At 30.7% G+C, this 6000-nt stretch carries 6 protein-coding genes; 4 read left to right on the plus strand and 2 right to left on the minus strand.

The genetic code is table 11. The annotated features are described in order from the left end of the window. Positions 1-429: 429 nt before the first annotated feature. Complete coding sequence (locus BUC06_RS20665; RefSeq protein ID WP_073336087.1) at positions 430-975, minus strand: DUF3575 domain-containing protein; 546 nt, start codon at positions 973-975, stop codon at positions 430-432. Between the two features lie 89 nt (positions 976-1064). Continuing rightward, the gene (locus BUC06_RS20670; protein WP_073336089.1) at positions 1065-2201 is read right to left on the minus strand and encodes a helix-turn-helix domain-containing protein; all 1137 of its coding nucleotides are present in this window, start codon (positions 2199-2201) and stop codon (positions 1065-1067) included. Between the two features lie 476 nt (positions 2202-2677). On the opposite strand from BUC06_RS20670, the gene BUC06_RS23940 reads away from it, so the two are divergent. The 4 genes from BUC06_RS23940 to BUC06_RS20680 all read left to right on the plus strand — a co-directional run. Further along, positions 2678-2827, plus strand: a complete 150-nt coding sequence (locus BUC06_RS23940) for a hypothetical protein (RefSeq protein ID WP_164466156.1) — start codon at positions 2678-2680, stop codon at positions 2825-2827. Then, positions 2824-3468 (plus strand): 4'-phosphopantetheinyl transferase family protein, encoded by a 645-nt coding sequence (locus BUC06_RS20675; RefSeq protein ID WP_073336091.1) that lies wholly within the window; start codon positions 2824-2826, stop codon positions 3466-3468. The genes BUC06_RS23940 and BUC06_RS20675 overlap by 4 nt, the downstream gene beginning before the upstream one ends. 543 nt (positions 3469-4011) lie before the next feature. Next, a complete protein-coding gene (locus BUC06_RS23945; RefSeq protein WP_167367450.1) occupies positions 4012-4182 on the plus strand; it encodes a hypothetical protein in 171 nt (56 codons plus the stop codon). Positions 4183-4583: 401 nt separating this feature from the next. Further along, positions 4584-6000 (plus strand): condensation domain-containing protein (locus BUC06_RS20680; RefSeq protein ID WP_139263414.1); only part of this gene is annotated, 1417 nt, incomplete at its 3' end.

The following is a 6000-nucleotide window of genomic DNA, read 5'->3' on the forward strand; positions in this document are numbered from 1 at the left end:
AAGCATAAGGCACTAAAAACGGCAAATATCGCAGATATTTGCGGTTTTTACTTATTTAAGAAAAAATCCCGAAGACCAGCCATCAAATATTTTAGAAATCATATTTACAATAAAGTTTCGTTGACTTAAGCTTACATTATTTTTAATTTTTTATACTATGATAATAGGTGTTATTTCAAAATACTATCAGGTTTTTTAGGTTTTTGTAATTAAAATAATAAAAAGTCAGGAAAAATTAATTAAAATTATAAATTCTAATACTATGGAAAATGACGCCACCAGAAGATGGTGGCGTCATTTGAATGTACATGACCTCGGTAGAATCATATTAAAGCACTTTTACAGATGATGTTATCCATATTTCAGTTTTGTACTGGATTCACCGAAAACTAAGGATTGTTATGCTTTAGTTTTTAGCTCTATTTCATATTAGAATCGGTAACCGATACTCAACCCATATTTGGCAACTACGGTATGATCTGTCTTGTCTGCATTGAACAAGAGTTTTCCGTAGCTTGCATTGGCTTCAAAAACCAATCCTTTTTTTGTGACCAGTTTATAGCCCAGCCCGGCGCCCAGTGCAGCATCGTAAACATCTTTATTTTCAGTGAATGTCAGTTGATCTGCTGAATATATTTTTTTTCCGTCAATGGAAGTGAACATTCCAAATCCTTCGGCAAAAAAACCGGAAGCGTATTTTTTTCCGAAATAATATCTGTAATAAGGAGAGATGTAGTAATTCATATCCTCATTTTTTTTATCATCATACACAATAAGTGCAGATATTTCCAATGATGAATTTTTGTTGAGATGCCGTTCAAAACCTGCTTCCACAGCACCAATGAACGGGGAGATAAGATTAAGTTTAATTTCATTTTTTTTCTCATAAGGATTTGCAGCAGTTCTGTTTTCATTTTGAGCCTTCACAGAATAAAAAGCAAACAAAATGATGAGGAGTAAGAAGGTTTTTTTCATAAAAGATTAATTTGAATTATTTAACTGCAAAACTCAAATAAATCAAATTAGAACGGGTTTCAAAACCTTAAAAATGGATAAAATGGTACCTATTTGCTGGTATTTTTATATTCATTGGGTGTCTGACCGGTTACTTTTTTAAAGGCTTTATAAAAAGTTGTTTTTGAAGTAAACCCGGATTCTAATCCCATCGTCAGCAAAGTGTAGTTTTCATATTCCGGATCTGATATCATTTCTTTTACCGCTTCCACACGATATTGATTAATATAATGAGCAAAGTTATCTCCTGTTATTGTGTTCACAATCTGTGAAACATATCCCGCGCTTATGCCCAGCTTTTCAGCGACTTTTTCTCTGTTTAAAGTACTGTCCGTATAAATGTGCTCATCTTTGCAAAGAAGTTCCAGTTTTTGAAAATAAAGATTATCTGCCGTGATAGATTCCTTATATTCTTGTGGTGTACTATCTTCTGCCATTGGCAGATTGGGATACAAAACCGCTGAATCATTATTTAGAAAATGGGAAATAGCCTCTTTGTTTTTGGCAAGTTTGTATTTGTAAATGCCAATATAGGCTGTCCAGTGCATTACAAATGTTGCACATAAAGCCAGTACGCTCATGGTAGAGGAAATATCTAATCCAAAAAAAAGACCAGTCATATAGGTAATAAGCCAGACTAATAACAACAAATAGATAAGGGTTAATAAAGTAATGACCCATTTTTTCTCTTGTGAATCTTTTAAATGCCTGATCATAAAATAAGAGTAAAGAGGTAAAAACGGGATAATGATAAAGGCAAATAAAAGCTGAATCAGCCTAAATATATTGACTATAAAAATGTTTGAATCCGGGATTTTAAAAATTCCTGCAACATTACTTAGATCGTATGTAATACTCACAATAGAAGAATAGGCAAATGGAATATAATACAAATAATGCTTCTGCCTGTTCTTTACAGTATCGTCAATCCGGTTGATAATGAACAGAAATATGAAAACCGGCAATAAAAATACCCACTCGATATCGTCAAAAAAATGTAGAAAAGGATACGCAGTAAATGTATCTTCTATTTCAAAAACATAATTTAGTAAAACAAAGGAAAGAGCAAATAGTAAATAGGCTAAATATTTATTTGATTGACTATTGAATAGGGAAGACCTTAAAATAACCAGGCCTAATACAATTCCCTGAAAAATAGCAATATTTAAAAGTGTTGTGTAAATCAATTTTTTATAAAAGTTGTTTTAAAGAATTGCTTTGGCAAGTCATGGTAATTATTTTTTAAATATACCTCTTTCATGCGGATTGATAAAACTAATTTATATTAATGCTAATGCCTGCTGTAAGGGATTGAGAGATGATTTTTACTAAATAGAATTATTAATTTGTATAATCAATAAATACAGATAACAGATCCGGAGATTAAAAAAGGGGCTGCTTAGCAGTTTGTGATCTCAACAGAATTATCTTTAAACACTTTTATGGAATCAGGTGAAGCCGAATTAAAACACAAAGACAAAGTTTATTTTTATAAGGTTCATTAGTCATAATTCAGTGGATATTAATTGCGTTAAAAATGATAGCGGTAATTGGAAAGGATCAGAATAAATCAACCCGACTTAGTTTTTCCAAAGGATAGCCTAAAAAGATATCTCTGATTTTTTGCGATAATAGAAAAAAAGCCTATAATTGTTCCAACCGAATGGCTACCGGTCAGGATCCTTATTTTATAAAATATTTTTATAAAAGAGTAATTCCGAAATTAATAAAAGAAGGTAAAATAATTATTGCAGTAACTCATGATGAGGTTTCTCGTACTGCTTTTAACGGTTTTTATGATAATGATTTATGAATGTACTGTATGTATTTATTGAGGAAGAAAAGCACCATTATATTTTAAATAAATATCTGGAAATATTTGGGGAAAATAGTGATAAAAAGTTCTTAAAATATAGAAAATGGCAAGACGCACAGCTTTCTGTATTGGGCAGGATTCTTTTAAAATATGGACTAAGTAAATACTACGATATCAACGATTTTAAAATTAATGTCAGTAACAATGGAAAACCATTTTTACAAGATCATCAAATATATTTCAATATATCCCATTCAAAAAATTTAGTTGTTTGTGCTATCTCAGAATTTCCAGTAGGAATTGATGTTGAATTTTCAAATTATGGTATAGACTATCTGGAATTCTGCGATCAGATGACAAAAAATGAGCTATTGCGTATTCAGGAATCAGAGAATCATGTTGAAAGCTTTTTTAATTACTGGACAGAAAAAGAATCTTTGATAAAAGCAAATGGAATGGGACTCCAGATTCCTTTGAAATCCTTTGAAATATGTAATCATCAAACATGTATTTCTAATGTAAAATACTTTATCAAAAAACTTGATATTCATAAGGAATACCACTGTTGTATTGCTGCAGAGAAAGATTTAAGTACTGTTTTTATTAATGTAAAAAAGGTGAATATCGGTGAATTATAGTCAGTGATTTGTTTTTTTTATCAATACTGTAAAAATTGAAGCTGCGCCCAAATCCGTCGACTTTTTCGAATAGGAGAAATTGTTCACAATCTTTCTAGATTTTGTAAATAGATTTTCTTTCAACATCAAAAAGCACTGTCGTAACTACGATTTTTGATGAATATCACTCATGGCTTAGTATTATTATTGCAGAAGTGATGTTTTTTCGATGTATTTTTAAATAATTATGATTATTGATAAGGAAATCGTAGTAAGTTGTAATTGTTGATGTTTTTTGTCTTGATTTAGTGACTTATACATGAAAATATCATGATTCCTGGTTTATGAAAACAGGACTGAATGAATTTAAAAACGATTAAATTATTGCCTGTTCACCTGTTATTCAACAAAATTTTTAATATATTTGACCCTGAGACAAGATTCATATTTCTTATAGATTTTCAAAATCTAAAATAGCAAATGATCAAGTGTCAAAAAAAATTATAAACCATTTGTAGTAAGAATATTAATCTGCTACTATAGAAACTCATTATTATTTAACACATGGAAAAAATTACTGATATTGCACAAGCAATAAAAGTCCATCGAAACTTAGAGCTCAATACAGATGCGGATAACACCCCTGTAACAACATTAATGGTGAAGAAAAGAAATTTTGAATTCCCAATAATGAAATTAAACGGCTCACTCAACTTTATTTTCGAAGCAATATAATTCCAGATTCATTGTAAATTGTTAATAAACCATTAAAAAAACATTTATCCTATACCTGAAAAATCAATGTAGGTATTTTACTGCCTTTAACAACAGGAGGCAAGTAATCTTATAGACTTTTAATGGTCAATAACAAAAGTTAACATTTTCAACAGATCAGTTTACGAATCCTTGTTAAAGAATATTTAGCAAAGCAATTTATCGTTGACTTAGCAGATGATTCAAGAGCTTAAACCTTTCATTTGCTTTCCGGTATTTTTCTATTGCAAAACCAGATCCATCAAGAAAAAGTATACTTTCTTTTGAAAATACAACATGTACTTAATATACAGTATGTCCTTAAATAGTGATCTCTGTAAATATTTTATTGTAGAACAACACACCCCAGGTAATTTATTAGAATGAAAGAAAAAATGAAGTTACATCTTTCACAACAAGATGTATATTATAAGCAGATAACCAACCCGCAAAGCCCATTATATAATGTAGGTGGATACGGCATTTATAAAGGGAAGTTCGATAGTGTTAAATTTGAATTAATTTTAAAAGGTTGTTCAGAAATCTTTGATTTTCATAAAATCAAATTTGATTTTACGGACTCAGAACCTGCTCAATATATAGTTGATACGCCTATACCTTTAGATATCGATACATTAGATTTTTCATCAATACCGGAGGCTCAAAAAGTAGCTTTGGATTGGATGCAAAATCAATTCAATATAGCCTTTGATCTTGAACAGGAAAAACTATATCGTATTGCATTAATTAAAGTAGCAGAAGATGAACATTATTGTTTCCTCTGTTTTCATCATTTAATTATTGATGGATATGGATTTGCCATCTTTGCCAATTATTTTATATCTGAATATAGGAAATTTTTAGATGGGCATAATGTATTGGAGGAAAAATATCCTTCATATGCAGAAGCGGTGCGACAAAATCTAGATTATTGGAAGTCTTTACAATACAGCAATGATGCAACCTATTGGAAAGAGAAATTTAAAGATATTCCAGATTTAATATGGACTCAGAAAGGGCAAAAAAATGATAATGCTCGTTCGTTTTTAGTTCCAATTTCTACATCTGATGGAAGACTACTACAACGTCTGGTCGAACAGACCAAAACCAATGTATCTCAGTTAACGATTGCTGCACTGTTATTATATTTTGGAAAAACAACCGGGCATAAGAGTTTTTGTTTCGGACTTTCTAATCATAAAAGAAGAGGCAGGGATGATAGGAAAATAGTGGGAATGTTTTCAGGAATACTTCCCTTTAAAGGCGAATTTATCCCAAATCAGCTACTGTCAGATCTCATTTCCAATGTAAAACAAAGTCAAAGAAATGATTTTAGACATGGATTGTATCCTATTTCTCATTTAAATCGATCCTTGAAATTGCTTTCTAAGGATAGATTGCAACTTTTTGATGTTTTAATTAACTATGAGCTCCTTCCTTTTTCAGATTCAGTGGATTCTGATTTAAAGATACAGGTAAAAGAATTGAAAAGTACATCAGATTTGGGAATTCCTCTTGCAATTCGTTGGTTTGATTATGGTCAGGAAGCACCTTTAGAATTACATATAGATTATCAGGAAACATATTTTAATGATGCAGAAATAAATTTGCTTGTTAATAGATTGCTTTTTATTCTTAGACAATTTGAATTCTGTCTTGACAAACCCATTAACAATATTTCAATCATACCAGAAGAAGAAGCCCGTCAATTATTAGAGGAATTCAATACTACAACGATAGACTATCCTAAGGACATGACAGTTGTTGATTTGTTTGAATCACAGGCTGGAAAGACTCCCG

Source organism: Chryseobacterium carnipullorum, assembly GCF_900142785.1.
Lineage (GTDB): Bacteria > Bacteroidota > Bacteroidia > Flavobacteriales > Weeksellaceae > Chryseobacterium > Chryseobacterium carnipullorum.